29 protein-coding genes and 1 tRNA gene are annotated in these 23606 nt (G+C 67.9%); 12 read left to right on the top strand and 18 right to left on the bottom strand.

Going from position 1 to position 23606, the window contains the following annotated elements; genetic code table 11:
* Positions 1-83: 83 nt before the first annotated feature.
* A complete protein-coding gene (locus MUG96_RS11620) occupies positions 84-857 on the top strand; it encodes an alpha/beta fold hydrolase (RefSeq protein ID WP_246982882.1) in 774 nt (257 codons plus the stop codon).
* 44 nt (positions 858-901) lie between these two features.
* Here MUG96_RS11620 and panB read toward each other — a convergent pair whose 3' ends face one another.
* A complete protein-coding gene (gene panB, locus MUG96_RS11625) occupies positions 902-1714 on the bottom strand; it encodes a 3-methyl-2-oxobutanoate hydroxymethyltransferase (RefSeq protein ID WP_246982885.1) in 813 nt (270 codons plus the stop codon).
* 91 nt (positions 1715-1805) lie between these two features.
* Here panB and MUG96_RS11630 point away from each other — a divergent pair, with 91 nt between their 5' ends.
* Positions 1806-2144 carry a DUF5822 domain-containing protein gene (locus MUG96_RS11630; protein WP_373221703.1) on the top strand — a complete coding sequence of 113 codons (339 nt, stop codon included), beginning with the start codon at positions 1806-1808 and terminating at the stop codon, positions 2142-2144.
* Here MUG96_RS11630 and MUG96_RS11635 read toward each other — a convergent pair.
* Genes MUG96_RS11635 through MUG96_RS11645 form a run of 3 tightly spaced genes read right to left on the bottom strand, consistent with a single transcriptional unit; the run spans position 2141 to position 4405 of the window.
* Positions 2141-2680, bottom strand: coding sequence for an HAD family hydrolase (locus MUG96_RS11635; protein ID WP_246982887.1), 540 nt, complete (start codon positions 2678-2680; stop codon positions 2141-2143). The genes MUG96_RS11630 and MUG96_RS11635 overlap by 4 nt on opposite strands.
* A gap of 39 nt (positions 2681-2719) precedes the next feature.
* Positions 2720-3850, bottom strand: coding sequence for an acyl-CoA dehydrogenase family protein (locus tag MUG96_RS11640; protein ID WP_246982888.1), 1131 nt, complete (start codon positions 3848-3850; stop codon positions 2720-2722).
* A gap of 48 nt (positions 3851-3898) precedes the next feature.
* Positions 3899-4405 (bottom strand): helix-turn-helix domain-containing protein, encoded by a 507-nt coding sequence (locus MUG96_RS11645; protein WP_246982890.1) that lies wholly within the window; start codon positions 4403-4405, stop codon positions 3899-3901.
* Positions 4406-4563: 158 nt separating this feature from the next.
* Here MUG96_RS11645 and MUG96_RS11650 point away from each other — a divergent pair.
* Positions 4564-4648, top strand: a tRNA-Leu gene (locus MUG96_RS11650).
* Between the two features lie 489 nt (positions 4649-5137).
* Here MUG96_RS11650 and MUG96_RS11655 read toward each other — a convergent pair.
* Complete coding sequence (locus tag MUG96_RS11655) at positions 5138-5863, bottom strand: bacterio-opsin activator domain-containing protein (protein ID WP_246982892.1); 726 nt, start codon at positions 5861-5863, stop codon at positions 5138-5140.
* Positions 5864-6125: 262 nt separating this feature from the next.
* Between MUG96_RS11655 and MUG96_RS11660 the strand changes: the two genes are divergently transcribed.
* Positions 6126-6440 carry a HalOD1 output domain-containing protein gene (locus tag MUG96_RS11660; protein ID WP_246982894.1) on the top strand — a complete coding sequence of 105 codons (315 nt, stop codon included), beginning with the start codon at positions 6126-6128 and terminating at the stop codon, positions 6438-6440.
* Between the two features lie 72 nt (positions 6441-6512).
* Here MUG96_RS11660 and MUG96_RS11665 read toward each other — a convergent pair whose 3' ends face one another.
* Positions 6513-7139, bottom strand: a complete 627-nt coding sequence (locus MUG96_RS11665) for a response regulator (protein WP_246982896.1) — start codon at positions 7137-7139, stop codon at positions 6513-6515.
* Between the two features lie 425 nt (positions 7140-7564).
* Between MUG96_RS11665 and MUG96_RS11670 the strand changes: the two genes are divergently transcribed.
* Together MUG96_RS11670 and MUG96_RS11675 are read left to right on the top strand one after the other, a co-directional pair.
* On the top strand, positions 7565-8635 hold the full coding sequence (locus MUG96_RS11670; protein WP_246982898.1) for a S1C family serine protease: 1071 nt from the start codon (positions 7565-7567) through the stop codon (positions 8633-8635).
* A gap of 92 nt (positions 8636-8727) precedes the next feature.
* A complete protein-coding gene (locus MUG96_RS11675; protein ID WP_246982899.1) occupies positions 8728-9288 on the top strand; it encodes a DUF420 domain-containing protein in 561 nt (186 codons plus the stop codon).
* Positions 9289-9300: 12 nt separating this feature from the next.
* Here the strand turns inward: MUG96_RS11675 and purF are convergent, their stop codons facing one another.
* From purF to MUG96_RS11695, 4 genes are all read right to left on the bottom strand, one after another.
* A complete protein-coding gene (gene purF, locus MUG96_RS11680; protein WP_246982906.1) occupies positions 9301-10746 on the bottom strand; it encodes an amidophosphoribosyltransferase in 1446 nt (481 codons plus the stop codon).
* Between the two features lies 1 nt (position 10747).
* A complete protein-coding gene (locus MUG96_RS11685; RefSeq protein WP_246982907.1) occupies positions 10748-10921 on the bottom strand; it encodes a 50S ribosomal protein L37e in 174 nt (57 codons plus the stop codon).
* Positions 10918-11103 (bottom strand): LSM domain-containing protein, encoded by a 186-nt coding sequence (locus tag MUG96_RS11690; protein WP_246982908.1) that lies wholly within the window; start codon positions 11101-11103, stop codon positions 10918-10920. Before MUG96_RS11690 ends, MUG96_RS11685 begins: the two co-directional genes overlap by 4 nt.
* 89 nt (positions 11104-11192) lie before the next feature.
* Positions 11193-12251: a M20/M25/M40 family metallo-hydrolase gene (locus MUG96_RS11695; RefSeq protein ID WP_246982918.1), complete on the bottom strand. Its 1059-nt coding sequence runs from the start codon at positions 12249-12251 to the stop codon at positions 11193-11195.
* 116 nt (positions 12252-12367) lie between these two features.
* On the opposite strand from MUG96_RS11695, the gene MUG96_RS11700 reads away from it, so the two are divergent.
* Together MUG96_RS11700 and MUG96_RS11705 are read left to right on the top strand one after the other, a co-directional pair.
* The gene (locus MUG96_RS11700) at positions 12368-12730 is read left to right on the top strand and encodes a hypothetical protein (RefSeq protein WP_246982920.1); all 363 of its coding nucleotides are present in this window, start codon (positions 12368-12370) and stop codon (positions 12728-12730) included.
* A gap of 37 nt (positions 12731-12767) precedes the next feature.
* Entirely contained in the window at positions 12768-13715 is a 948-nt protein-coding gene (locus tag MUG96_RS11705; protein ID WP_246982921.1) for an Rv3626c family coenzyme F420 biosynthesis-associated protein, read from the top strand.
* Between the two features lie 21 nt (positions 13716-13736).
* Here the strand turns inward: MUG96_RS11705 and MUG96_RS11710 are convergent, their stop codons facing one another.
* The 5 genes from MUG96_RS11710 to MUG96_RS11730 form a co-directional block, all read right to left on the bottom strand.
* Positions 13737-13970 (bottom strand): DUF8527 family protein, encoded by a 234-nt coding sequence (locus tag MUG96_RS11710; protein WP_246982922.1) that lies wholly within the window; start codon positions 13968-13970, stop codon positions 13737-13739.
* Entirely contained in the window at positions 13970-14380 is a 411-nt protein-coding gene (locus tag MUG96_RS11715) for a nuclear transport factor 2 family protein (protein WP_246982923.1), read from the bottom strand. Before MUG96_RS11715 ends, MUG96_RS11710 begins: the two co-directional genes overlap by 1 nt.
* Before the next feature lie 73 nt (positions 14381-14453).
* A complete protein-coding gene (locus tag MUG96_RS11720; RefSeq protein ID WP_246982924.1) occupies positions 14454-14996 on the bottom strand; it encodes a hypothetical protein in 543 nt (180 codons plus the stop codon).
* A gap of 44 nt (positions 14997-15040) precedes the next feature.
* Positions 15041-15985, bottom strand: a complete 945-nt coding sequence (locus MUG96_RS11725) for a DUF8159 domain-containing protein (RefSeq protein WP_246982926.1) — start codon at positions 15983-15985, stop codon at positions 15041-15043.
* Positions 15986-16082: 97 nt separating this feature from the next.
* Positions 16083-16517: a DoxX family protein gene (locus MUG96_RS11730; RefSeq protein WP_246982932.1), complete on the bottom strand. Its 435-nt coding sequence runs from the start codon at positions 16515-16517 to the stop codon at positions 16083-16085.
* Positions 16518-16636: 119 nt separating this feature from the next.
* On the opposite strand from MUG96_RS11730, the gene MUG96_RS11735 reads away from it, so the two are divergent.
* The 3 genes from MUG96_RS11735 (at position 16637) to MUG96_RS11745 (ending at position 20444) form a co-directional block, all read left to right on the top strand.
* Positions 16637-17032: a cupin domain-containing protein gene (locus tag MUG96_RS11735; RefSeq protein WP_246982933.1), complete on the top strand. Its 396-nt coding sequence runs from the start codon at positions 16637-16639 to the stop codon at positions 17030-17032.
* Between the two features lie 72 nt (positions 17033-17104).
* Positions 17105-19837 carry an AAA domain-containing protein gene (locus tag MUG96_RS11740; RefSeq protein ID WP_246982934.1) on the top strand — a complete coding sequence of 911 codons (2733 nt, stop codon included), beginning with the start codon at positions 17105-17107 and terminating at the stop codon, positions 19835-19837.
* Between the two features lie 31 nt (positions 19838-19868).
* Positions 19869-20444 (top strand): hypothetical protein, encoded by a 576-nt coding sequence (locus MUG96_RS11745; protein WP_246982935.1) that lies wholly within the window; start codon positions 19869-19871, stop codon positions 20442-20444.
* Here the strand turns inward: MUG96_RS11745 and MUG96_RS11750 are convergent.
* A complete protein-coding gene (locus MUG96_RS11750; RefSeq protein WP_246982936.1) occupies positions 20441-20902 on the bottom strand; it encodes a hypothetical protein in 462 nt (153 codons plus the stop codon). The genes MUG96_RS11745 and MUG96_RS11750 overlap by 4 nt on opposite strands.
* Before the next feature lie 105 nt (positions 20903-21007).
* On the opposite strand from MUG96_RS11750, the gene MUG96_RS11755 reads away from it, so the two are divergent.
* Positions 21008-22234: a lactate racemase domain-containing protein gene (locus tag MUG96_RS11755; protein ID WP_246982942.1), complete on the top strand. Its 1227-nt coding sequence runs from the start codon at positions 21008-21010 to the stop codon at positions 22232-22234.
* Between the two features lie 42 nt (positions 22235-22276).
* On the opposite strand, the gene MUG96_RS24160 is transcribed toward MUG96_RS11755, so the two are convergent.
* A complete protein-coding gene (locus MUG96_RS24160; RefSeq protein ID WP_256465381.1) occupies positions 22277-22405 on the bottom strand; it encodes a DUF7331 family protein in 129 nt (42 codons plus the stop codon).
* 141 nt (positions 22406-22546) lie between these two features.
* The gene (locus MUG96_RS11760) at positions 22547-23479 is read right to left on the bottom strand and encodes a DUF8073 domain-containing protein (protein WP_246982945.1); all 933 of its coding nucleotides are present in this window, start codon (positions 23477-23479) and stop codon (positions 22547-22549) included.
* Positions 23480-23606: the final 127 nt, after the last annotated feature.

Consider the following 23606-nt stretch of genomic DNA (forward strand, 5'->3'; position numbering starts at 1 on the left):
AGGTCGTAATGCGGTTCGAGGTTGCTCCTTGCGGGCACGGGCCACACCCGGGGTTTATCCGCCTCTCACCGGAATGCGGGGGTATGCAGACGGTACACCACGACGGAAGGGAGACGGCGTATCGACGGACCGACTTCGGGAACGAGGCCCCGCCGGTACTGTTCGTCCACGGGAGCGGCGGGACCCACGAAATCTGGGCGGAGCAGTACGGGCGGCGGGAGAACGACTACCCAGCCGTCGCCCTCGACCTCAGCGGGCACGGCGAGTCCGACGACATCGACACGGAGGCCGGAATCGAGACGCTCGACGCCTACGCCGAGGACGTGCGAGCGGTGGCCCGCGACACGGGCGCGCAGGTCTTCGTCGGGAACTCGCTCGGCGGGGCCGTCCTCCTCCACCTCCTGCTCACCGACGGCATCGACCCTGTCGGGGTCGTCCTCGCGGGCACGGGCGCGAAGCTCTCGGTCCACGGTGACCTCCGCGAGTGGCTCGCCGATGACTTCGAGCGCGCCATCGATTTCCTGCACGGCGAGGACTTCCTCTTTCACGACCCGGACGAGGAGACCGTCGCCCAGTCGACCGAGGCGATGCGTGCGGTCGGTCGGGCCGTCACCGAGCGGGATTTCCTCTCCTGTCACGCGTTCGACGTGCGGGACCGCCTCGACGAACTCGAGACACCGGCACTCGCCGTCGTCGGCGAACACGACTCGCTGACGCCGCCGAAGTTCCACGAGTACCTCGCGGAACAGATCCCCGATGCGGGTGTCGTCACGATCACCGACGCCGCCCACCTCGCCATGCTCGAACAGCCCGACGCGTTCAACGGCGCGCTCGATATCTTCCTGAACCGACTCTGAGTCGGCCGCGATGTCGCTCTCCCCGGCGACTCACGCTCGACCGCTCAGTACAGTTCGTCCAGGTCGTCCTCGTGGTGGCTGTGTTCCGCAGCCGGGAACTGCCCGCCCTCGACGGCGTCGAGGTACTCGTCGACCGCGGCCTCCATCTCGCTTCGGACGTCCCCGAACTCGTCGGCGAACGGCGGGACCCAGTCGCTCAGCCCCACCACGTCGTTGATGACGAGCACCTGCCCGTCGCAGTCAGGCCCGGCGCCGATACCGATGGTGGGGATGTCGAGCGACTCCGTGACGGCCTCGGCGAGGTTCGCCGGGACGTGTTCGAGGACGAGCGAGAACGCGCCGGCCGCCTCGTGGCGCTCGGCCAGGTCGACGATTTCGCGGGCGGCCTCTTCGCTCGTCCCCTGTCTCGTGTAGCCGCCGACCTGGTTGACCGACTGCGGCGTCAGCCCGAGGTGTGCCATCACCGGAATCCCGAGGTTCACGAGCCGCTCGGTCAGTTCGACGGTGTGGGGGCCGCTCTCGATTTTCACCGCTTGGGCCCCCTCCTCCTTGAGCATCCGCCCGCAGTGTTCGATGCTCTCGGCCTCGTCGACACCGACCGAGAGGAAGGGCATATCGGCGACGACGAGTGCCTCCTCGGTGCCGCGTGCGACCGCCCCGGTCCGGCTCGCCACCTCGTCGACGGTGACCGGGAGCGTCGAGTCGTAGCCCAGCACCGCGTTCCCCATGCTGTCACCGACGAGGGTGATATCGACGCCGGCCTCGTCCACGACTTCCGCCGTGACGGCGTCGTAGGCCGTCAGCATCGTGATCGGCTCCTCGCCCGCCATCTCGCGAATCTCCGCGACCGTGGGCATACCGGTCACCTGACAGCCCAGTACTGTAAACGTATCCGAACGGCCCGACGCGTTCGCAAGAGGCTTGTCGACGCCGTCCCGACCGTCGGACGTGCCACATCGTGTCGACGACGGCGAGGAAGCCGCGGGGCCGGTCGACGGAGCGGGCGTCGACTACGGCTGGGTGATGCAGGTCACGTTCGTCTGCACCATCATCGTCGGCGCGCCCGTCGTCGCCGTCCTCTCGGCCACCACCCCGCTTCCCACCTGGGAGGCACGGGTCAGTTTCGCCGTCCGCGTCGGCGCTATCGTCTGGTTCCTGACGGCACTGTCCGTCTTCCTCTACGCGCGACGGGCGAGAGACGGAGACGAAGACACGACGACCGACAGTGAGAGCGAGCGCGAAACCACGGACCGAGCACGCGACGAAGGGACACGCGGCGAGAGTTAGCGGTCGAGCCACTCGGTCGCGTAGACGAAAGCCGACCCCGCGCGCTCCGCGGTCCGTTCGTCCCGCGGCGAGTCACCGATGAAGAGCGTCCGTTCCGGCATCGCACCGAGTGCCTCGATGGTCGCCAGCAACGGTTCCGGGTCGGGCTTTTGCGTCGCCACGGAGTCGCGGCCGACGATAGCGGATACGGAACCGTCGAGGCCGTACCGCTCCAGCGCGATCCGGCAGGCGGCCTCGCAGTTCAGCGAGCAGACCCCGACGGGACGGTCCCGGGGGAGTTCGTCGGCCAGCGCGAGCCGGCGAGCCGTTCGCGCGCCCTCGCGCTCGTGCTCGGCGATAGCCTCCTCGACCGGCCGCCGGTAGCCGGTCTCGTCCGACAGTTCGAGCATATCCCAGAGGGTCGCGTCGGACACGTCGACCCCGCGGGCCCGCAGGACGGCGGCCACGTCCGTCGCTACCTCGTCCCAGTCCACGGCCAGCTCCACGAGCGTCCCGTCGAGATCGTAGACGTACGCATCGTAGTCGGTCACGGCCATCGGTAAGACGGGGTCCCAATTAGCCCTACTGGTCACCTGTTAGCCGTCGAGGAGTTCGTCGGCGATGACGCCCTTCTGAATCTCCGTCGTCCCCTCGTAGATGGTCGTGATCTTCGCGTCACGGAAGAACCGCTCCACGTCGAAGTCCGTGGTGTAGCCGTAGCCGCCGTGAATCTGGACGGCCTCGTTCGTGACGTCCACCGCGCCCTCGCTGGCGAAGTACTTCGCCATGCTCGCGGCCATCCGGACGCTCTCGCCGGCGTCGTCCCGCCGCGCAGCGTCCCGGGTCAGCAGCCGCGCCGCCTTCACCGTCGTCGCCATCTCCGCCAGTTTGTGCTGGATGGCCTGGAACTCGGCGATCGGCTGACCGAACTGCTCGCGCTCGGCGGCGTAAGCTGTCGCCTCGTCGAGTGCCGCCTGCGCCAGCCCGACGGACTGGGCCGCGATGCCGATGCGGCCGCCGGTCAGGATGGACAGCGCTGCCGCGAGGCCCCGGCCCTCCTCGGTCAGCCGGTACTCGGCGGGGATTCGCGCGCCCTCGAAGACGAGCGTCGTCGTGTCGCTCGCACGCAGGCCGAGTTTGTCCTCCTTTTTCCCCACCTCCAGTCCGGGCGTGTCCTTCGGGACGAGAAACTGCGTGACCGAGCCCGGGTCCTCGGGGTCAGTCCTGGCGAAGAGGACGACGACGCCGGAGCGCTCGCCGTTCGTGATCCACTGTTTCGTGCCGTCGATGACGTACTCGTCGCCCTCGCGGCGGGCGTGGGTCGTCATCTCCGCGGGGTTCGAGCCGGCGTGTGGTTCCGAGAGCGCGAACGCCCCGACCGGCCGGCCGTCGACCATCTCCGGGAGCCACTCCTCGCGGAGCGATTCGCTCCCGAACTGGCGGATACAGGAGGTCGCGAGGCAGTGCACCGACAGCGCCGTCGCGACCGAGAGCGCGCCGTAGGCGACCTCCTCGTTCACGATGGCGTAGGTGAGCCGGCCCGCGTCGAAGCCGCCGTACTCCTCCGGGACGGTCAGTCCCGTCAGGTCGAGTTCGGCGAGGCCGTCCCAGACGTCCTCGGGGAACGACTGCGCGGCGTCGGTTTCGGCAGCGGTCGGTCTGATCTCCTCGACGGCGAACTCCCGGACTGTGTCGCGGATCGCCGCCTGTTCGGCGGAGAGTTCCATGGACGTATGTCGGCTCGCCCGCGGCAAAAAGAGCAGGGACTTCGTCGGTCAGGAGGATTCGGAGAGTTCGATGTCGAGGTGGTCTTCGAGCTTCGCGACGACGGAGCCGCCGACGCCCGCCTGCGTCGCGCGGCCCTGTTCGATGGCGAGCAGGTCCGACTCCTCGATGTCGAGTTCGTTCGCGAGCTCTTCGATCTGGAGCCCCTCGTCCTGTCGGGCCGCCGTGAGCACTTTCCCGTAGTCGGGCACCAGATAGGGGAGCTGGTCGTCCTCGTAGTTCGTGCCGTCCTCCTCCCAGTGTGACGAATCGCCGGTCCGCGCGTCGTTGACGCGGGCAGTGTTCTGTGCCGCGCGGCGCTTGCGGTCGGTCTCGTCCCGGTCGGAACTCTCGTCGCTGGACCCGCCAGCCGTCTCGTCGTGGCGGGCACAGTCCGAGCAGACCTCGAGCTGTGCCCCGGCGACGTTGGCCGTTCGCAGGTCGTCGACGTCCGCGCCACAGAGTTCGCAACTGCCACCGGCGCCGCCACCCGCACCGCCGGTCGAGTATTTGGGCATATGACCGGTAGTAGCTGCCTGGTATTTCAAAGACCCGCTTCCGTTGGAGCTGACTGGGAGCTGCCACCCGTGGGCCGTTTTCCGACCCCGTCGGCGCCAAAGGAAAGCCCTTTTACCCACCAAGGGAAATCGATTCAATGCGGACACAGAGACGCAGTGCGTGGGTAGCCAAGCCAGGCCAACGGCGCAGCGTTGAGGGCGCTGTCCCGTAGGGGTCCGCCGGTTCAAATCCGGTCCCACGCACTCAGTGCGGGCGTTGCCCGCGAACCGAGGCGGCGACGCCGCCGAGGCGAGTGCAGGTGCATTCCCCTTGGGACTGCACCCACGCAACATCCTACCGGAGCAAATCCACGAGCGACGGCAGTAGCGCTGTTCCGTCGGGGTCAGGAGTGAGCGGTCTGCAGAGCAGACCGCGAACGCTGTCACGAGCGATGCGAGACCACCGGTCTCGCAGGCAGTCGGCCGCAGGCCGACGACGAAGCGAAGTAACGGAAGTTCAAAACAGGCCCCACGCACTCAGTGCGGGCGTTGCCCGCGAACCGAAGCGGCTGAAGCCGCCGAGGCGAGTGCAGGTGCACTCCCCTTGAGGGTCACGTGAACACAGTGAGCGTGACGTCGATGACACGGTGAGCACCGCGAACCCGTGTCATCGGAACTGCACCCACGCAACATCCTTCCGAAGCAAACCGACGAGCTATGCGACCGTGTAGACGTGAAGGGAGCCGTGAAGCCTCAAGTAGAGCGGGAGTCGATAACGTCGTCGACGAAGACGGAGACGAGTTTCCGCTCGGCAGCGGCGAGGTGCTGTGAGAGCGTCGTGGAACTGATGTCGAACTCGGCGGCGATCTCCTCGCCGGTGACGTCGCTGGTCCGGTCGTAGTAGCCGGCCTCGTACGCACCGAGGAGGAGTTCCTGCTGCCGGTCCGTGAGCGCCTCCTCGACCGCCAGTTCGAGTTGTTCCATCGTGAAAAGCGGCGTAATCTCGTCGGACCGCCGCTTCACCAGGAGTTCCGCCGTGGGATAGGCCTCGACGAACTCCGAGACGACCGCCGACGGGTCCGTGTCCCGAGGAATCTCCGCGGTGATGCGGCCCGTGCCGTCCTCGCCCACGACGGTCTGGGGGACGGCACCGAGTTGTGCCAGTTTCCACGCGGGGCAGGAGTCGGAGACCACGAACTCGAACAGGCCGCCACTCTCGTACTCGGCGACGAGCCGGGGCTCCACCATTCCCCGACCGTCCGCGGACTGGAGGACACGAGCGGGGTCGACGCCGACGAACGTGAAGAACTCGGCGTAGCGGTCTGCCCCGCGGGGCAGCATCCGTTCGAGTTCGGCCCGGCAGTCCATCTCTTCGGTCACGCCGATGAACGGATACGCCTGGTTTGATACCTCGAACGTGGTCTCGACGACGGTCCCCGGGCCGGAGGGTGAACCGGACGGGGACTGAGAGTCGCCCATTAGCGGGCCGTAGACGACGGGGGCAATTAAAATGTCCACTCCGTCAATCAAAGTAATACGCCAAAATCAGTATCCCGTCATCTTTCTGTATATGATACATGGAAGTATCCCAGTCGGAGTCCGAGGGGAATTCGAGATGGGCGTCCCCGTCAGCCACCCAGTCCGGATTCAGCGGTCGGCGGGAGAGCGTTCCAGCGGGGCGTGGAACGTGGCCCATTCGGTCTGAGCCATCGCGCGTGCCGATGGGACGGGGTGAACCACGATGACGGCGAGTCGGGACAGGGGCACGGAGCGCAGGTACATCGCCGTCGAGTACGACGCGTCCGCCGAGACACACTATACCCACCGCGACCCCGAGGAATCGCTCGCCGAAACCGTCATCCGGGCCGTGGCGACGGTTTCTGATACCGATCCGATAGAAATGGTTCCGCTGGCGGAGACCGTCGATCCCGACGCCCTGGACCGGACGGTGGACTCGTTCCCGGCGGACGAACAGTGGTGCCTGACGTTCGAGTACGCCGGATACGCGGTGACCGTACAGGAGAACGGTCGCGTGGAACTCTCACCGGTCGAGTAGCGTCTGTCCGCGTGACGCCGGTATCGGGTGACGGGATCGACTGGCAGTCCGGAGAGAGTCACCCGGAACCGCTCAGCTCTCGCCGTCGTCGGCACCGGGAATGTCGGGGATGTCCTGGTCACCGCCGCCGTTGTCGGAGAGGCGGACGCTGCCGGAGACAGCAGCGAAGTCGTTCTCCAGTTCGGAGAGGTCGATGCCCACCTGTTCGCGGCGTTCGTCGATCCGGTCGCGGATGCGGGCGTACTCGTCGCTCGCTTCGAGTTCGGCGCTGGATTTCTCCGCTTCGAGGGTGGCTTTCTTCGAGACCAGGGCGAGAAAGCGGCGGAAGTCGTCGTCGTAGGTGGCCCGTTCCAGCATCTCCCTGACGACTTCGTTGAGTTCCTCCCGTTCGATAGGTTTGACGAGGTACTCGTCGAACCCCATATCGATGATGTCGAAATCGGGATCGACGGCGGTGAGCATCACGACGCGACAGTCGAGTTGCCGGGACTCGATCTCTTCGAGCACCGCGTCGCCGGAGACTTCCGGCATCCGTCGGTCGAGTAGCACCACGTCCACCGATGGATCGAGTTCCGCCAGCGCCTCCTTCCCGTCGTAGGCCGTCCGCACGGTGTACTCGTCGGAGAGAAAGGCAGTGTACGTGTTCGCGATAGCTCGATTGTCGTCGACGACGAGTACCACCGGCGATTCACTACTCATCCCTCACCCCGCCCGGAGTGGCCCCCGGCAACACAACTGTATCGCGAACCATCGTTACCGCAACGTTGACCGTAAGCAAAGAAATAGGTTGGGGGCGTTCCCCGCCACTCAGTCCGCATCCTCTCTCCCGGAGGTAACTATCGACCGAACCCGGTCGTGAAGAAAGGCCACTCGGCATTGGCACCGACGACGAGCGAGACGAGTCGAGTGTGCGAGGTATCCAAATATCTAAATTGATAATTCGAAGGGTACTTTTTTATACCACCAGTCGCACATTCTAATCGCTGGCACAGCGGTGCCATACCCCCACCCCACCCCCACCCCTTTACCTTTCCTCACTTCCACGAGTGGCGACGCGATGCAGAGTCCGGTCGATAGCTCGGTGATACCGTCGGCCATTTATTCCCGCAACCGTAGGGGTTCGTATGGGATTCGAGCGGCCGACACGTCGTCGATTCCTCGCCGCTGCGGGCCTGGCGGCCGGGGTAGCCGGCTGTAACGCGCCGAACAGCGGGCCCGAGGGGCGAACGGACCTCGTCAACTCCACGCCGGAGTCGCCGTCCGTGTACGCCGACGTGTACAGGGACACCATCGACTCGGTCGTCCTCGTCCGCGTCTTCACCGAGGGGGGTCGGAGCGGACAGGGGTCCGGGTTCGTCTACGACGGCCAGCATATCGTGACGAACGAACACGTCGTCGCCGACGCCAGCGAGGTGCAGGTCCGGTTCACCGACGGGAGCTGGCAAGCCGCCGACGTCGTCGGTAAGGACGTCTACAGCGACCTCGCAGTGGTGCAAATCGACGAGAAACCGAGTCGCGCGACGCCGCTCGAGCTTATCGAGGGCGAGGTCGCCATCGGCCAGGAGGTCGTCGCCATCGGCAACCCCCTGGGGCTCTCCGGGTCGATCTCCTCGGGCATCGTCAGCGGCGTCGACCGAACCCTTCCGGCGGCCAACAACTTCTCCATCCCCGACGCCATCCAGACCGACGCCGCGGTCAACCCCGGCAACAGCGGCGGCCCGCTGATGACCCTCGACGGCCGCGTCGCCGGCATCATCAACTCCGGGTCCGGGGACAACATCGGCTTCGCCATCTCGGCCGCGCTGATGCGCCGGGTCGTGCCCGCGCTCATCAGCGACGGCGAGTACGAACACGCCTACATGGGTGTTCGACTGACGGACGTGACACCGCTGATCGCCGAGGCGAACGACCTCTCGAACGCACGTGGCGTCTACATGGACGAGATCGTCGACGACGGCCCCGCCGACGGCGTCCTCCAGGGCTCGACCGGGACGGAGCGCATCAACGGTACCGAGGCACCGGTCGGCGGCGACGTGGTCGTCCGCATGGGCGGCGAGCCGATCCGCTCCCAGCAGGTCCTCTCGACGTACCTCGCGCTCTCGACCAGCCCCGGCGACACCATTCCCGTCGAGGTGATCCGCGACGGCTCCCGCACCACCGTCCAGCTCACGCTCGGCAGTCGACCCGACCCCTGACCAACGGCCGTCGTCCGACTGTCATTTCCCATCTCCCGTACCGTCGCACCGATGACGCAACGAACATATCCGTCCAGTCCCGACCGTCGAGTATGCAACTGCAGGCGCGGGACCGTGTGCCGGAACTGACCGGCCTGTTGTCCGTCGTGTCGCTCGCGCTCGTGTTCGGCGCGGCGCTGAACCTCATTCCAGCCGCCGCCCTCCCCGACGCGCCCGACTGGGTGTTCGCCGCCATCCCCCACGTCAACGCCGTCCTCAGCGTCACCGCCATCGGCACCATCGTCCTCGGCGTCCGTGCGATCCGCCGCGGGAACGTGGCCCGCCACCGCCGGGCCATGCTCACCACGCTCGGCCTCTTCGCCGGCTTTCTCGTCCTCTATCTCTACAAGGTCGCGGTGAAGGGGCCGACCCCCTTCGAGGGCCCCGCCGTAATCGATCAGTTCGTCTACGTCCCGCTGCTCGTCGTCCACGTTCTGCTCGCCATCGTCTGCATCCCGCTTCTGTACTACGTCCTGTTGGTCGCGCTCACCCGTCCCGTCGCCGAGATACGGGAGTCGCTCCACCCCCGGATCGGCCGCGTCGCCGCGGCGCTGTGGCTCGTCTCCTTCGCGCTCGGCACCGTCGTCTACCTGCTACTGTACGTGCTCTTCTGAAAACGGGGGCGCTCAGTCGTCGGCGAGCTGTGGGTCGCCGATAGACGGGCGGTCCACCTCGCGGTCGGTGGTCTCGCCCTCGATGTCGTAGGGGTACTCGCCGGTCACACAGCCGAGACAGAGGTCGGCCTTGGACTGGTTCAGGGCCGCCGCGACGGCGTCGATGGAGAGATAGGAGAGGCTGTCGGCCTCGATCTCGTCGCGTATCTCCTCGACGCTCCGGTCGGCGGCGATCAGTTCGTCACGGGAGGCCATGTCGATCCCCATGTAGCACGGGGCGATAATCTGTGGTGCGCCGATCCGGACGTGAACTGCCTCGGCGCCGGCGTCGCGCATCAGCTCGACGAGCTGGGTCGAGGTGGTCCCGCGGACGATGGAGTCGTCGATCAGCGTGACCGTCTTGCCCTCGACGGTCGATTTGATGGGATTGAGCTTCATCCGGACGGCCCGCTCGCGCTCGTCCTGGGTCGGCATGATGAACGTCCGGCCGACGTACCGATTTTTCATCAGCCCCTCGGCGAACTCCACGCCGTCGGCGTTGGGGTCCTCGTTGGCCGCCTCGGCGTAGCCCGAAGCGAACGACCGGCCGGAGTCGGGAACGGGCATCACCACGTCACTGTCGATGCCGCTCTCGTCCCAGAGCTGTCGGCCGAGTTCCCGCCGGACCTCGTAGACGAGTTCCTCGTTGATGATCGAGTCCGGCCGCGCGAAGTAGACGTGCTCGAAGAAACAGTGGGCCGTGTTCTCGGCCTGGACGAGCTGGTAGGTGTCGTAGCCGGTCCCGTCGGCGTGGAGAACGACGAGTTCGCCGGGCTTTACGTCCCGAATAAGTTCGCCGTCCAGCGTGTCGATGGCCGCCGATTCGGAGGCCAGGGCGTAGCCGTCTTCGAGTTCGCCGATACAGAGCGGCCGATTGCCCTCGGGGTCGCGCACGCCGAGCACGGTGTCGTCGTGCATGATCGTCAGCGAGTACGATCCGTGGATGCGCGACATCGTGCGTTTGACCGCGCGCACGAGGTCCTCTTCGAGGAGGTTCCGCGCCAGGTCGTGCGCGATGACCTCCGTGTCGCCGTCCGAAGTGAACGCGTGGCCGAGATTCGCGAGCTGATCGCCCACCTCGTCGGCGTTGACGAGGTTACCGTTGTGGCTCAGGCCGAGCGAACCGCTCTTGAACGACACGGAGAACGGCTGTGCACAGGGGGCGTTGACGCTGCCGGCGGTCGGATAGCGGACGTGCCCGATGCCCTGCGTGCCGTTCAACTGCTGGAGGTCCTCGGGACCGAAGGCGTCACCGACGAGCCCCATCCCCACGTGGGAGTGTTGCTGGAAGCCATCGTGGGTGACGATCCCGGCCGATTCCTGGCCGCGGTGCTGGAGGGCATAAAGGGAGTAGTAGAGAGGTCGGGCGGCGGCTCGGTCCTCCAGAGAGATTCCGACGACGCCGCACTTCTCTTGCATTCTATTCGCCGGCCTTGTCCTGCCAGGCGTAGTCACGACGCTTCGCCGATTTCCCGAAGCCACACGAAGAGCAGACCTTCTTTTTCGTGTGGTAGGATTTCTCGCCGCACCGTCGACACGGTACGTGGGTGGTCGTGTTCTTCTTGCCCTGGCTCGGAGTTCCTGCGCCAGTCATGGACTAATCGAGACGACGTTGTCGCCGCGTATAATCGTTGTGTCTTCCCCCTCGTCGATGACCAGGTTCATATGCTGGTCGTAGCCGCTGAGTTCCCCCTCGTAGACTTCGCCGCCTTTCAACTGCACCGTCACCACGTCGCCGAGCGATTCCTCCAGCACGTCGAGCGGTCGTCCAGTCATAGGCGAAAGAGCTATCGACGCACCTATAAACGTACCGCTCCAGTCTCGCGATCCCGGACTGGTTCGGGGGACGGGGCCAGGGCTAAGACCTACAGCGACACCTCGAACGGCGCCAGGTCGGCCGCTCCGTCCGCGAACGTCGTCACGAGGTCGACGCCCGCGGTCAGGTCCTCGGTGTCGATTACCTCGACCGGCGTGTGCATATACCGCGTCGGCACCCCGACGTTGACCGAGGGGATGCCGCCCTGCTGGACGAAGATGGCGTTCGCGTCCGTCAGCGTGCTGTTGCTCGCGGCCTCCATCTGGACGTCGATGTCGCCCTCGTCGGCCGCCGCCCGGAGCGCCGCGACCAGTTCGGGGTGGTCGGGGCGCCCGCGCCGCACGGACGGCCCGCCGCCGAGTTCGACGCCCGTGTCCATCTTCCCCGGCAGGCCGGGCGTGTCCGTCGCGTGAGTCACGTCGACCACCACGGCGGCGTCCGGGTCCAGGTCGAAGCCCACCATCTGCGCGCCGTTCGCGCCGACCTCCTCCTGGACGGTACTCACGGCGTACACCGTCGCGTCGACGTCCCGCTCGGCCGCGCGGCGGAGCGTCTCCGCGGCCGTCCAGACGCCCGTCCGATTGTCCATCGCTCGCCCCGTCAGCCGCGAGCCCTGGAGGTCGTGGACCGTACTCGCGACCGCGATCGGGTCGCCGAAGTCCACGAGGGCGGCAGCCGCGTCCCGGTCGTCGACCCCGATATCGACGTACTGTTCGCTGATCTCCGCGACCTCGTCCTCGTCCCCGTCCCGGAGGTGGATGGCGGTCTGTCCGATGACGCCGTGGACCGGCCCCTCGTCGCCGAGGACGGTGACGTGCTGGCCCCGCGAGACCGTCCGGTCGGTGCCGCCGGCCCGCGCGAGGTGGAGGTAGCCGTCGTCGTCGATACGGCGGACGACGAACCCGATCTCGTCGCCGTGACCAACCACCGCGACCTCCGTGTCGCCCCCCTCGTGGACCGCGACGGCGTTGCCGTAGGCGTCCGTCCGGACCTCGTCGGCGAACGACGCCACGTAGTCGACCCAGACCCGCTGGGCGGCCGCCTCGAAGCCCGTCGGTGCCTGCGTTTCGAGCAACTCGGTCAGAAATTCTCGTGCGCGCTCGTCCATGCCGGAGTGTCCGGCGGCAGCGACATGAAGGTGGTCCCGTGCCGCGAAGACGGGTCGGCGTCGGTACCGGGTCCGTTCCCCCGAACCACTAAACACCGGGGCGCCGAAGCTGTTGCATGGTCGAAATAACGCTGTTCGAGGTCCACGTCGATGACGCATCGTTCGACGCGAACGCCGAAGCCATCGCGAACGCGCCGCTGAGCGGGCTGGCGAGCCTGCTGGGGCGCGATAGCGAAGAGGACGACGAGAGCGAGCCACCGACCGAAACGAGCGACGCGCCGTCGGGTGCGGCCGCGGAGGAGGAGACCGCGGCGTCGGGCGGCCGACCAGGGCCGAGCGTCGGGAAACTCCTCCTGCTCGTCGTGGCGCTCGCGGTGGCGGCGGTCGTCGCGCGACGCGTCGTCGGTGGCGGCGGCGACGAGACAGCCGTCGCCGAGGACGAGGAACCCGAGATCGCCGAGATAGACGTGGGCGAATAGGGAGAAGACATTTGAGCGGCGCCCGCCTCCGACCTGTATGGGTCTCTATCGCAGTATGCGGGCAGTGACGGGGGCGTCCGGGGACGGCCCAGTCGACTGGACCGCGGTCGCCGAGGCCGCCAAAGCGTCGACGGAACCGGGCGACCTCGACCTCTCGGCGGCACAACGGGAGGGCTACGCTTCCGACGTTCGCGACGCTCGCGCTCGCGTCCGCGAAGTCGCTGGCGTCGAGTTCGACGTGCCCGAGACCGTCGAGATACAGAACCGACACCACTGGATCGACGCTAACATCGACACCTTCGGCCGGGTTATGGCGCCCCTCGAGGAGCAGGTCGGCCTCATGCCGGGGCTGGCCCGCGTCGCCAACACCGGCTCGATGTCGCTGGCGCTCGCCTTCCTCGGGAACAACGTCCTCGGGCAGTACGACCCGCTCTTGCTCGCCGACACCGACGACCACGCGCTCTACTTCGTCCACCCCAACATCGGCAAGGTGGCCGGGATGCTGAACGTCGAGGAGCCGCGCTTCCGCCGCTGGATCGCCTTCCACGAGGTGACCCACGCAGCCGAGTTCGGCGCCGCGCCGTGGCTCGCCGACGAACTCGAATCGGATCTGGAGACGGCCATCGCCGCGCTGACGGACGGTCGGCTCGACCGTGACGCGCTCGCGAGCCTCGACACCACGATGACCGCGGTCGAGGGTTACGCCGAGTTACTCATGGACGAGGCCTTCGACGGGGAGTACGCCGACCTGCGCCGGAAGCTCGACGAACGCCGGAGCGGACGGGGGCCGGTCGCCAAACTCGTCCGGCGACTGCTCGGCCTCGGGATGAAGCGCCGCCAGTACGAACGCGGCAAGGAGTTCTTCGAGGCCGTCGCCGCGGAGCGCGGCGTCGAGGCCGCAGGCGCCGTCTGGGACCGCCCGGAGAACCTCCCGACCGACGCCGAACTCGACGACCCGAAGCAGTGGCTCGCGCGGGTGCAGTAGCGCCGTCGAGAGACGGACCGCTCAGCGACGGCGGCCGCCCTGGTTCCCGGTCATCGCGGTCCCTTCGGGGAAGAGGTACCAGACGAGGAGGCCGCCGACCACGAGGCCGCCGACGACCGCGCCGGCGATGATGGGGAGCGACGGGTCGCCCTGAAGCGTGATCAGGCCCGCCGAAACACCGATCAGCACGGTGATGCCGACTTTCACGCGGAACGCGAACGAGGAGCGCTCCTCGTCGGAGATCGGGCCGACCATCAGATGGCCCGTGCGGTGCTGACGTGCATCCCGACGAATCTGGGGTCGGGCGTGCGGTTTTCCGTCGTCGATTCCTGGCCGCTCCCGGCGCCGCGGGCTTCGAGCGTGCCGCTCCAGCGCGTGTCGAACTCCAGTCGGCGGTCGCGCTCGGTGTCGGTCCAGGCCAACCGGACCTCGTCCGCGAACCAGGCGTGGCAGTCCCGCGCCGTCACGCGCAGCGCGTCGCTCTCGACGCGCCAGTCGCTGGTCGTCTCGGTCTGTGCTCGGAGCCCGGCCGCGATCTCCTCGGCCCCGACGAGCCGTTCGGAAACCCCAAACTTCACGCCCGCATCGGGGGCGAAGAAGGGGGCGAGGGGCTCGCCGGCACGGAGCGCGGCGTAGTACTCCCGAATCGTCGCCTCGGCGTCCATACGCGGCCGGACGCTCCCGGGGAACTTACCGAATGCGGTTCGTCGTCACCCCGGTCGCGTCGGGCGGCGCTGCTCACTGGAAGCCGCGGTCGACGCTCTCGTCGACGAGGTCGTCGAGCTCCGCGTCCAGCAGTTCCTCGGCCTCCTCGAACGTGTCGGAGAGGTCGTCGACCTGCTCCGGGCGGTCGTACAGGTCGATCTCCGCCGGCCCGTACGCGGGGCTGTCCAGCGTCTCCATCACGTCCTCGAACAGGTCGTCCGGACTCGTCGGTGCGTCGGCGTGGGCCTGCACGACCTCGCCGAGTTCGCGGGCCGTGTCCTCGGCCTCGTCCTCGGGCACCGGCGACTGGACGCCGAAGTGGCCGTCCCCGTCCTCGGGGAAGAGGGAGTCGAGGTCGTCGTCGATTTTGCGGGCGACCTGGCCCCCGACGCCCTCCACCTGGAAGGGGTTCTTTGCGTAGGTCTTCAGCTGGAAGACCCCCGCCTTCGGGTGGCCGATGTAGAGGTCCTCGCCGATCCCGTTCGCGCGGTCGCCGCCGACCGCGCGCCAGCCGGCGGGGTCCGCGTCGCTCTCGACGACGTCTTCGAGGATGTCCTGCCAGTCCCTGACGCGCATGCTATACAGCGATTGGTGTGGGAGCGGAAAGAACGTGTCGGTACTCAGCCGGAGGCGTTCCGACCGTCGAGGGCGTCGTTCTCCGGCTCGAACGTCTCGCGCGCGAAGATGATCGGCTGGGTCGCCTGGTTGCGGTAGGCGTTGAGCGCGCGGATGCGCTTGATGTGGTACCAGCCGTAGGTGTCGCCGTCGGGACGGACCACTTCCAGTTCGACCCGCTCCGGGTCCCAGTCGCGGTAGGCGAAGGCACCGTAGGTCACGACGGTTCGCGCGAACCGCTGCTCCAGCAGCGTCCGGTTCTCGGTTTCGGTCTCCAGGGTCACGAAGACCGTCCCGCCACGGCGCGTGAGTTGCGTGACGGTCCCGTTCTGGACGCTACCGAGGCCCGCTCCGAACTGGGTGAGGTTGTCGCTGATGTTCGCGATGGATCCGTTCGCGTACACGCGGGCGCTCGCACCGTCGAGTCGGGTCCCGAGCCAGGAGTCGGTGAACACCTCCTGTGTCCGGAGGCGGTAGCCCCAGTAGGCCGGCATCCGGTAGCTCGACACCGGGGTGCCGTCCTCGGTGACCGCCGTCGCCTCCATCGCGGTCGCGTTCCACGACGCGTTCGAGTGCCAGGTGTCGTTGACCAGCGTCGCGTACGCCTGCGCGACGCGGAATCCGCGGCGACTCACACCCGACCCGTCGTTCTGGACCTCGTAGACGACGTTGAACGTCCCGTTTCGGGTAGCCGCGACCCTGACCGGCACGTCGTTTGCCTCGGCGAGTTCGAGGAACCGCCGGTCCTGGGCGGTCCGCGGGTCGACGCCGCTCGACCCGGCGGAACCCGGCGGGGTCGCCGTCCCGCCGGTGTCGGTGGTGGGCTCGGGAGACTGGTCGGACGCGAGCGTCTGCTGTGGCGCCGTGGTCGTGGTTCCGCCGCCCCCGTTGCAGCCGGCGAGCACGAGGAGGGCGGCGAGGAGGGCAGCGCGAAGCACGTTCGTTCGCATGTGTCCGGCCATGGAAACCCACGCGGTATAAGCTAGTTGGCTCGCGCCGGCGATCGTGACAGGGCTATGGTACCTGCCACGTAGTGGGTGGTCACGCTCACCCGGACCCCTCCACCGGACGCGTGTACCACCACGCCCAGAGGACCAAGACCGCCTGGAGCGGGAGACGTGCCCAGACAGCCAGGCTGGCGAGCACCCGTGTCGATCCGGTTACCTGGCCGACGACGACGTCACTGGTCGCCATGTAGACGTTCGCCGGAAAGATAGCGAGCAGGAGTGCAACGAGGCCCCAGGCCGACAGGCGACGCGTGCGCGGGACGAGGACGCCCAGACCGAGCGCGATCTCCGCCAGCCCGGAGAGGTACGCGAGCGCGATTGGCTCGGGGAACGCGGGCGGAACGACGCCGGCGTAGGTCTCCGGGACGAGGAAGTGCAACACACCGGCAACCACGTAGAGTGGCCCCATCACGTACAGGAGCGGTCGCTTGTACCGAGCGAGTGTGCCGTCGCTCCGTTCGACCCCGTCGGTCATGTCGTCGAGGCGTCGGGGCCGGGCGGAGAAAGCGTTGTCGACGGATCGGGCTGGACGGACGGTAGTCGCGGCGTTGCCGCGGGACCGACAGTTTTGTGCACGGCTCACGAGCGGTCCCTATGGAGTACGAGGTCGTCGACGTGGCCGAGGTGGAAACGATCGACATGAACGCCCTCGACGAGTTCCCACAGGGTCACAAACAGCTCACCGCCGCGCTCGGGCTGGAGGAGTCCCACCTCAACGTCTGGTACTACGAGCCCGGCGACCGCACGGCGTACCACGCCCACCTCGAACAGGAAGAAGTGTTCTACATCCTCGAAGGGGAGTTCGAACTGACGCTCGGCCCACCCGAGGAGACGGAGACGAAGCGAGTCGGACCGGGGACCGTCTACGCGGCGGGACCGGAGGTCGGACACGGGCACGAATACGTCGGCGACGACCGCGGGGTCGTGCTCGCAATCGGCGCGCCACCGGTCGACGACACGTTCAGGGACCCAGCGTCGCTGGGGGAGTGAGAGCGACAGCACGACCCGGCGACGTCCGCGGGCACCGACAGCGTTTTTCCGCCGGCGCGTCTGCGAGTGGGTGTGCATTTGCGCGGCCCGGTCGTCGACGTGGACGACCAGCGGACGGTCGAGACGAGCAACGGGCAGACCGACCTGGCGGAGGTCAGTATGCGGCCCGACGAGGGACGTGGCGACCCCGTGACCGTGACGCTGTGGGGGAAGTGGACCGAGACGGCAGCCGTGCTCGAACCGGGGATGGAACTGCTCGTCACCGACCCCGAGCGCGACGAGTTCCGCGGGGAGGTGCAGTACTCGACCCAGCGCGAGTCTATGGTCGTCGTCGAACCCGATTTCCTCGTGGACGTGACCGACGTGCGGTCGTGGGTGCAGTGCCCGCGGATGTACTACCTCAACAAACTCGGCGGGGTGCCGCTGGCATACCCCGTCGTGAAGGGGACCATCGTCCACGAGGTCTTCGGTGACCTCCTGCGGGGCCGGGACCTGGACGAGGCCGTCGCGGACCAGGTGGCCGAAGCCGGCCTCGAACTCGGGATTCTCGGCCGCGATCCCGACGAGGTGGCCGAGGAGGTGCGGGCGAACGCCAGCGCCATCGAGGGCTGGTTGAACCAGGGGACGCTGACCGAAGGCGACGGAGCGGCTGCAGCCGCGAACAGTTCGGAAGAGGACTTCGGCCCCGCGGAGAGCGACTGGCGCTCCGAGCAGACGCTCGTCTCCGAGACCTACGGAATCAAGGGCCGCGCCGACGCCGTCCGCCGCGGGTCGCCGGTCGAACTCAAGACCGGGAAGAACACGAAGCGAGAGCCCCGCTTCCACGATAAAGTGCAGGCGGCGTGTTACGCCCTCGTCCTCGGGGAACACGGCGATACGCCGCCGGACACGGGGACCCTGCTGTACACCAAGAACGCGGCCGTCGAGCGGACCGAGGAGACCGGCGACCTCTCGCCGGCCAAGGACTTCTCCATCGGCGGCGGCTTCCTCGCGTACGTCCTGCGCCAGCGCAACGAAATCGCCGCGATGGAGTTCGATTCGGGCGTCCCGACGGGCTACGAGGCCGACGCCAAGTGCGAGTACTGTTTCGAGCAGGACACCTGCATGGCCGTCTCCGGGCGACTCGACCAGGAGTCCAAGGCCGGACAGGTCGGCAGTCCGGTTCCCGAGGCGGAACGCGAGTACTTCGACCGCTTCTACCGCGCCATCGAGGCCGAACGGCGGGCGATCCACCGCGAGTACGCGAAGCTCTGGCGACAGAGCGGCCGGGAGCGGGCGAACGACGACCGCGCGCTGATCGACCTCGAACCGCTCGGCCACCAGCAGATCGAGGGGGGCCGCTGGGAACTGCGGGCACGCGGCACCGGCGCCGTCTCGAAGATACGAGAGGGTGACGTGGTACTCGCCAGCGACGGCCACCCGGTCCGAGGGACGGCGGAGCTGGCCCGCGTACAGCAGTTAGGCGACGAGATCGTCGTCACGTCGGACGAGCCGGTCGACCTCCGGCGGCTGGACGTGTACCCCTCCGAGATCGGCGCCGACCGGATGCTCACCGCGCTCCACGACGCCGTGCTCAAACAGCCCCCGGAGCAGAAGGACGTGCTGTTCGGTCGGCGGGACCCTGCGTTCGGGACGGACGACACGGTCTACATCGACAACAACGACGCCCAGAACGAGGCCGTATCGCTAGCGACTCGTGCGGAGGACTTCGCGCTGATTCACGGCCCCCCCGGGACGGGGAAGACCTACACGCTCGCCCGGACGGTGCGGGCGCTGGTCGAGCGGGGCGAGCGCGTCCTCCTGACGGCGTTCACCAATCGGGCTGTCGACAACGCGCTCGAAGCCCTCCGCGAGCAGGGGTTCGAGGACTTCCTGCGGGTCGGGACCGAGACGGGCGTTCGCTCGGATATGCTCGACGCCAGGCTGGCGGAACGGGGCGACCCGGACGAACTCGCGACGGAACTGCGGGAGACGCCTGTGGTGGCGGCGACGACGGCCTCCTGTGGGTCGACGGTGATGCGCGAACAGGAGTTCGACGTTGCCATCGTCGACGAGGCGGGCCAGCTCACCGAACCGGGGACGCTGGGCGCCCTCAATATCGCCGACCGATTCGTGCTCGTCGGCGACCACCAGCAACTCCCGCCGGTCGTCCAGGCGGAGGCGGACCCGGACGACGACGCGACCGCCGACCTCACGCGCTCGCTGTTCGAGCGCCTCATCGACGACCACCCAGAAGCGTCGGTGATGCTCGACCGCCAGTACCGGATGGCCCAGCGCATCCAGGCGTTCGCGTCCCGGGAGTTCTACGACGGCCAATTGCGGCCGGCGACGGCGGCGGTCGCGGGGCAGCGGATCGACGACCTCGGCGGCGTGACGCTCGACGCCCTCCCCGCTCACCTCCGGGACTCGGTGGCGTTCGTCGACCCCGACGGGACTGCCCACGGCAACACGAACCCCGAAGAAGCGGCGGCCGTCGTCGAGACCGTCCAGTCGTACCTCGACGCAGGGGTCGCTCCCGAGGACGTCGGCGTCATCGCCCCGTACCGCGCACAGGTCGCAGAGATCGGCTCACGAGCACCCGACGGCGTGACCGTCGACACCGTCGACCGCTTCCAGGGCTCCTCGAAGGAGGTCATCGTCGTCTCGTTCGTCGCCACGGAAGACCTCGACGGCCCCATCTTCGAGGACTACCGGCGGATCAACGTCGCGCTCACGCGGGCGAAGAAGTCGCTCGTCCTCGTCGGTGACGCGGACGCGCTCGGGACCGATCCCGTCTACGACCGGATGGTCGAGTGGGCACGGTGAGTTTTTCAGGGTGGCGACGCGAGCGGCGAGTATGGTCCCCTTCGCCACCCCCTCCAGACGTGTCGGACTCGCACTCGTCGTGATCGCGGCCGCGTTCGTCGGCCTCGCCCAGCCGTCGGTCAACGACCTCCCCGGCTTCTCCGACCACACCGGTCCGACCGAAGCCAGCGTGACGAACCTCGAACGCATCGAGACGGGCTGTGCGGACGAGATCGCGACCCGTGGGTCGACCTCTCTCACCGGCGGCAACTACGAGAAGGTCACGTTCGTCGAAACAGCCCGGACCGACGCCGACCTCTCGGCGCGGGTCGAGCGGACCTCACCCGCAGGGACGGACCTGAGCACGTTCCGGGTCCACGTCGAGTCCCACGCCGACGGCCCGGCGAACGAGAGCTGTGAGACAGGTGTCCTCTACCGGATCGAGGTCGAGACGAGCGGCGGATCGCCGGAGGGGTTCCTGCCCGACGCACACGGCACGCGCATCCTCTGGCTCCAGAACGGCGCGGTCGACGGCTGTTCCTCCTCGGTGACGAGTCCACTCGACGCCGAGTGTAATCGGTTCATGACCGACTCGGTCGACCGGACGTGGGCCAACGCAACGGGCTAGGCGACGGCCATGCTGACGGAGGCGTTCGTCGCCGAGTGGACGGTGACCCAGTACTGTTCGGCCGTGTAGACGGTCCGGTCGAAGACCACGGTCCCGTCGACGCGGACGACGACCCGGCGGTGTTCCGCGTTCGGTCGCTCGCGCGGGACGTCGAACTCCGCGTCCGGTTCGAGCGTTTCGTTCACGGTCCGAACGGCCGAGCCGTCGTTCAGGTCGAGGACGGCGACGGAGACCTCGTGTGGCTCGTCGCTGTCGGACTGCACCTCGACGATCTCGTCCATCACGAGCGGGTCCGGCGTCGGTGCCGCCGTCGTGGTCGGTTCGGTGGTCGTCGGGGCGGTCGTCGTCCGGACCTCGGTCGTCCTGTCACCGGGCGGCGCCGTCGCGGGCGGGCCGGACAGACAGCCGGCACCGAGACACAGCGCCACGGCGAGGAGGGTGAACGCGTATCGTCCCATCTCGCCAATGGGTTCGAGACGGGGATTTGAACGGCTTCCGGAGGTTCAAACATCCGTTTGACCCAGGACCGATACGCTCTCCCGGGGCGCGGCCGAAAGAGGCACATGGTCGAACTCCCGCTCGGGGACGACCGGATCGCGGTCTCGCTCCCCGACTGCGACGTGACGGTGGCCGAACCGCCTGGTGGGGAGTCCGTCGACGTCGGCGCGGCGGCCGAGCGCGCGGTCGCGGACCCACACGGTCCCGCGCTGGCCGAACTCGCCGACCCCGACGACCTCGTGACGGTCGTCGTCACCGACGTGACCCGCGCGACGCCGGACGACGTGCTCCTCGACGCCCTGCTGGCCGATCTCGAACGCGCCGGCGTCCCCCGCGAGCAGGTGACGGTACTGCTGGGGCTGGGCCTCCACCGGCCGATGACCGACGACGAAATCGCGGCGGGACTCGGCGAGCACGCCGACCTCGCCCGGAACCACGACCCCGAGGAGACCGTCGAGGTCGGTCGGGTCGACGGGACCCCCGTCCTGGTCCACGAGCGGGTGGCCGACGCCGACCTCGTCGTCTCGACGGGGATGGTCGAACCCCACCAGTACGCGGGCTTTTCCGGCGGGGCGAAGACGGTCGCCATCGGCGCGGGCGGCGAGCCGCTGATCCGCTACACGCACGGCCCCGAGATGCTGTCCCGGGAGGGCGTCAGGCTGGGCCGCGTCGACGGCAACCCCTTCCGCGACGCGGTCGACCGCGCCGGCGACGAGGTCGGACTGGACTTCTGTCTCAACGTCACCCACGGCCCGGCGGGGTTTTTCGGTGCGAGCGCGGGTCAGCCCCGCGTCGTCGTCCGCGACCTCGCGGCGACGGCCCGCGACGCGCTCTCCGTGCCCGTCGACCGGGAGTACGACACCGTGGTCGCGGGCGTCGGCGCGCCGAAAGATGCCAACCTCTACCAATCGACGCGGGCCGCGACCTACGTCGCGCTGGGAGACCGGGACCCGCTCGCGCCGGGCGGCGACATCGTCGTCCCCGCTCGCCTGCCGGAGGGCGCCGGTGAGGGGGCGGGCGAACGGCGCTTCTACGAGCGGTTGTCGACAGCGACCGACACGGAAACGCTCTACGAGGAGATGCGAGCGGGCTACGAACCCGGCGCACAGCGGGCCTTCGTCGTCGCGCGCGTCCTCCGCGAGTACGGAATCACCGTTACGAACAGCGACCATCCCGAGGTCGTCGAGGAGTGTCAGATGGACGCCGCGCCGACGGTCTCCGAGGCCGTGGAGCCGGGCAGCGACGTGCTGGTCGTCCCCGAGGCGCTCGATACGCTCCTCGTCGAGCCGTGAGAGGGAGAAAGGGGTGGCTTCGGTGGCGCAGGACCGGCCCGCTCAGTCCATGTCGACGGTCGTGTCCGACTGAATCCAGGCCTGCTCGTTCCGTGAATCGTAGATGACGACGTCGCCGTCACCGGTCTCGCGACCGACGTACCGGCCGTCCGCCGATTCCTCGCGTGGCATTGCGTTCGATGATATACGGTATGTGAGAACATATCAATCTACCCCTTCGTTCCGGTTTAATATGTACGAAACTAACGTCCGACGCTGATTTCCTTAACGATAGTAACTGAAAGAACCTGTCGGGCCAACGACGTTCGTAGCTCAGGCGGAGGGGGCGTCGGCGATGTTCGCTCGGATGCGGCGGTCGATCTCGTCTTTGGACTGGTCGCGCTCGTGTTTGGTCGCGACGCGGCCGTGGACGAGTTCGAGCAGGTCGAAGGCGGCGAGCAGTTCCCGGGCCGATTCGCGGTCGAGGTCGAACCGTTGTTGCACGTCGTAGAGAGTGTCCGCCGTCTCGACGCAGTCCCGAAGGTCGCCCAGTCGGAGGTCGTCCGGGAGCGACAGATCGGCGGGGACGAGGTCCTGGAGGGCAGCCCCGTCGGTCAGGACCGACGGCGTTTCCTCGTCCGCGGACTCGTCGGCCGACGCCTCCCCGGTCACGGGGTCGTGAATCCCGTGGCGAATCATGTGCCTGCGAACGGTCTGTGCGGACACGTCCGCGTCGAGCGCGTCCCGCATCGCCGGGAACGTGTCCTCCGACTCGTAGACGCTCGTCAGTTGCTCGGGATCCCTGTAAGCCGGCGGGCCGTCCTCGCCGTTCTCGGCTGCGCTCCGGTGGACCTTCGTCCGGTGGACCTTCATCCCCGGTTCGCTCTCGAAGGTCGCCGCACAGTCGGGTTCGGGACATTCGACCACGCCGTCATCGTTCGTCTCGGCGTCCGATACCGCCGCCGGTTCCGAGTCCGGCGCGGGTTCGACGTCGGTCGATCCCGTCCCCGTATCGGCAGCGCCAGCCTCGTCCTCCGCCGATCCGTCGGGGTCGGGAACGCTCCCCTCTGGGTCCTCGAGCGTCCCGTCGACCGTGATGTCCGTGCCCTGTACTGCCGGTTCGACCGCGATCGAGAGTTCGACCGTCGCGTCCACTCGGTCACCAGCCGAGTCGGAGTCGATAGTCGCGTCCCGTACCTCGACGTCCGCCCGCTCTAGCTCGTCGACCACGTCCGCCAACCGTCTGAGTCCACTGCTGAGTGTCATGCCTGTTCCGCTCGGCGGATGTAGACGATTGACGAATATATGTCTCCCGGCCCGTTATCGGCCTCGAAAACGTCGTTTCCACGCTTCGAGCAGCTCGTTTCGAGGGTTTAGCGTTCGATGTAACGAC

Source organism: Halorientalis marina (assembly GCF_023028345.1).
Taxonomy (GTDB): Archaea; Halobacteriota; Halobacteria; order Halobacteriales; family Haloarculaceae; genus Halorientalis; species Halorientalis marina.